At 73.2% G+C, this 3,916-nt stretch carries 2 protein-coding genes and 1 pseudogene; 2 read left to right on the forward strand and 1 reads right to left on the reverse strand.

Going from position 1 to position 3,916, the window contains the following annotated elements:
- Positions 1-145: 145 nt before the first annotated feature.
- Positions 146-1,381, reverse strand: a complete 1,236-nt coding sequence (pgfA, locus tag ABWI04_RS41950) for a cell envelope lipid trafficking protein PgfA (RefSeq protein ID WP_353835893.1) — start codon at positions 1,379-1,381, stop codon at positions 146-148.
- Positions 1,382-1,491: 110 nt separating this feature from the next.
- On the opposite strand from pgfA, the pseudogene ABWI04_RS41955 reads away from it, so the two are divergent.
- Both ABWI04_RS41955 and ABWI04_RS41960 read left to right on the forward strand, forming a co-directional pair.
- A pseudogene (locus ABWI04_RS41955) lies at positions 1,492-2,253 on the forward strand (methyltransferase domain-containing protein); the annotation flags it as partial.
- A 188-nt stretch (positions 2,254-2,441) separates the two neighbouring features.
- Entirely contained in the window at positions 2,442-3,623 is a 1,182-nt protein-coding gene (locus ABWI04_RS41960; protein ID WP_345181735.1) for an acyltransferase family protein, read from the forward strand.
- The last annotated feature ends 293 nt before the right edge of the window (positions 3,624-3,916 follow it).

Below are 3,916 nucleotides of genomic sequence, written 5' to 3' on the forward strand. Positions count from 1 at the left end.
GGGCGGGAGGCGGCGCGGGGCGGGAGGCGGCGCGGGGCGGGAGGCGGCGCGGGGCGGGGGTGACGGTGCGGCGTGCGGACCGGCAGGCGGTCGCAGCTCGTACTGGGATACGGGCGGGGGCGGCGAGCCGGGCCTGCCCGTCGGGTCAGCGGCGTTTCGCGGGGCCTGCGGCCTTGCGTTGCTGGCGCTGGCTGCGGGGCGCCGTGCGGCGGGGCTCGGGCGGACCGGCGGAGGGGACGACGGGCGCGGCTGATTCGGTGGGCGTCGCGGACGGCTTGGACGGTCCGGGCGGGCCGGACGGCCTGCGCGGGCCGGGCGAGGTCATGTCGCCGAACTTGCCGTCGGGGCGGCGCGGGGCCTCCAGGGGCGGGGCCTCGCGGCGGGACATGCCGAAGTGGCCGCCGACGAAGAGCAGGATCAGGCCGAGCAGGACGCCGGCGGCCGGGATGTAGCTGCGCACCATGTCGATCTGCAGGGCGGTGCTGTTCGCCATGTCGACCAGGCCCTTCTGGTCCCTGTCGATGGTGATGAGGTCGGCCTGCGCGACGATCATCGAGCCCCTGCCGTCGGCCGTGCGGACGGTGCTGCGGATGTTCTCGCGGTGCTTGACCGGGATGCCCGTGCGCGGGTCGACCCAGACGGTGTTGTAGGCCTCGGTGTACCGGTCGACCTTCTGGCTCCCCGCGTCGCCGGGCAGGCCGAGCATCTTCGCGGGCAGCTTGGCGTCCAGCGCCGCCGTCTTGGTGAGCGGGATCGTCTGGGTGAACCGGTACGTCGTCAGCCCGTGGACCTTCTCGACGGCGTTGAACTGCATCGGCGCCGTCTGCTTGGTCGTCATGTCGTAGAAGGGGTAGTCCTTCTTCTGCACGTTCGCGATGGGGAACAGCAGCCCGTACCCGGTCATCCGGACGCCGTTGTCGCCGTCGACGTTGGCGCCGCAGCAGTTGGTCAGGACGCCGGTCCGGCGGTCGAAGGCGATGCGGTAGCCCTGGATCTGAACGGGCTTGTCCGGCTTGTCCTGGTTGTAGATGTTGGTGGTGGAGTCCCAGACCGCGATGTCGTCGTTGCCCTCGTTGGCGCGGACGTCCCCGCGGACGGTGTTCTTGGCCAGCAGGGTGACGCCGGTCTTGAGCTTGAGGTCGGCCTCGTCGAAGTACGTGGAGCCCTTCGACTCCAGGTTCGTCACCTGGTAGCGGTTCAGTGGAGCGACGACCACCTGGTCGGCGACGTAGAAACGGACGAGCGGCGCGAGCGTGAGGAAGAACGCGCCAAGGCCGATCAGGACCAGGCCGACCGGTCGCCGCATGAACACCTCCGGGGCTGCCGTCGCTCGCACGGCGGGCGGGGGCCTCGCCGAGCCGCCGGGCCCCACCTCCAGCATGTCCGGGTCACCCTACCGGACCGCTGTACTGGTCGGTAAGCTCCCCGTTACCTTGCGGGCGCCCGATCGGCGGGACGACCGGGCTCGACGACACGGACGGTGAGGTGGCGATGGCGGCGGCGCCCCCCAGGCGGGACGGAACACGTCCCGGGAACGGGCACCGGGCCACGCTGGCGCGGTCGGTCCGGCTGCTGAGCGCTTTCCGGCGCGAGCAGAGCGAACCGGAGTACTTCTACGAGCTGATGGCGCGCGACACCGTCGCGCAGCTCGGCTCGTACGCCGATCTGGCGGGCGCGACGGTCGTCGACGTGGGGACCGGCTCCGGGTTCTTCGCCCGCGCGCTGGCGGACGCCGGGGCGCGCTGCACCGGCATCGACCACGACCTCTCCGAACTGACCGCGCACGCCGTCGACGTGCCGAACACCCTCGTCGGGAGCGCGCTGGCCCTCCCCTTCCGCACGGGGTCGGTCGACGTGTGCTTCTCGTCGAACGTCCTGGAGCACGTCCCCGACCCCTGGCGCATGGCCGACGAGATGGTCCGGGTGACCAGGCCCGGCGGGACGGTCTTCCTGTCGTTCACCAACTGGCTGTCCCCGTGGGGCGGCCACGAGACGTCCCCCTGGCACTATCTCGGCGGCGACCGGGCGGCGCGGCGCTACGAGCGCCGGAACGGGTTCCCGCCGAAGAACCGGTTCGGGCTGGGCCTGCATCCGGTGTCGGTGTCGTCGGCGCTCAGGTGGGCCCGCGGGAACGACCAGGCGACCGTCCTGGACGCGCTGCCCCGCTACCACCCGCGCTGGGCGGAGGCCGTCGTCCGCGTCCCGGGCCTACGCGAAGTCGCCACCTGGAACCTCGTCCTGGTACTCAGAAAAAACACCCCCCTCAACAACCACCCCACACCCAGAAAGCAAGAAGCGCCCGGAGAGCCGGACGCGCTCCGGCAGGGTGGGGGGCTTGGCGGGGTCGAGAACCATGGCGTGCTCGGGGGGCCTGGTTCGTGAGGGATGGTGAGCGGGGGGTCCGGTCTGCGGCGCCGCCCGTTTCGGGGCATCAGGACACCGTGGACGGCCTGCGCGCCGTGGCGGCGCTCGTCGTCCTGGTCTTCCATGTCGCGAGCGCGGCCGGTTCGATCACCAACCCGAACGGCGCGCGGTGGCTGTTCAACGGCGGCCAGGTGGGCGTGCCGATCTTCTTCGCGCTCTCCGGGCTGCTGCTCTACCGCCCGTGGGCGGCGGCCGTCCTGGACGGGCGGGCCGCGCCGCGGACGGCCGAGTACCTGCGCAGGCGCGTGTTCCGCATCCTGCCCGCGTACTGGGCCGTGGTCGTGGTGTTCATGTTCACGGCCGGGCGCGACCACGTCGGCGACCCGCTGACCTGGGGATCGCTGCTCACCCTGACGCAGACCTACCTGCCCGACCCGTGGTGGAACGGCGACCTCGGGCCCGCGCACCTCGGGCAGATGTGGAGCCTCGTCGTCGAGGCCGGCTGGTACGTCCTGCTGCCGTTCACCGCGGCCGCCCTCTCCTGGTACGCGCGCCGGACGGGCAGCCGCGACGTCGGCGTCCGCGCCCGGCGCCTCCTCGTCGGCATCGGCGTGTACGCGGCGCTGTCGCTGCCGTGGACCGTCCTCATGTTCGTCCCGGAGCGGCACACCGGGATGGGGGTCTGGCTGCCGCGGTACTTCGCCTGGTTCGCGATCGGGATGGCGCTCGCGGTGGTGACGGTGTGGGCGCGGCTGGACGAGCGCCGTCCCGTGGCCGCGGTGTGCCGCGCCGTCTCCGACTCGTGGGCGGCGTGCTGGGTCGCGGCGGCGATGCTGTACGTGGTGGCGGCGACGCCCGCCGCCGGGCCGCTCAGCCTCCAGACGCCGGACGCCTTCTGGACGTCCCTGCTGCACGTGGTGGTGTTCGGGCTGTGCGCGGCGGCGCTCGTGGCGCCGGTGGCGCTGGCTCCGGCGGACCATCCGGCGCTCGGCGCGATCCTGGGGAACCCGGTGATGCGGTTCCTCGGCCGGATCTCCTACGGCGTGTTCCTGTGGCAGCTCCTGATCATCATCGCCTGGTTCGACGCGACCGGCCGCGGCTTCCGGGGGAACGTCGCGACGGATCTGCCGGTGGTGGCTGCGGCGACCATCGCAGCGGGGGCCCTGACCCACTACCTGGTGGAGTGGCCGGTCCAGCGGCTGACCCGCCGCCGGGCGCCGTCCCGTCAGGCGGACCCTGCCCCGGCGCCGTCCAGCTGAGCGGGATCGGGCCGCCGGAGCCGCCGCCGGGCGGCTTCGGGCGCCACAGCTCGACCGCGAGCCGCCCGACGATCACGAGCCCGAGCAGCTGCGGGGCGATGTCGCCGAGCGGTCCGGACGGGGCCGCCGGGTTGTCGATCAGGTCGAGCCGGACACCGGCGGCGAGGCAGCCCGCCCCGGCGAGCATGGCGAGCGCGACCGGCCACGACGACGCCAGGGCGCGCGGCACGGCGGAGCACCTACAGCGGGTAGCGCGGGCCCTACCGGCGGAGACCGAACCGCACTACTCTGCC

Source organism: Actinomadura sp. NPDC000929 (assembly GCF_040492065.1).
Classification (GTDB): Bacteria; Actinomycetota; Actinomycetes; order Streptosporangiales; family Streptosporangiaceae; genus Spirillospora; species Spirillospora verrucosospora.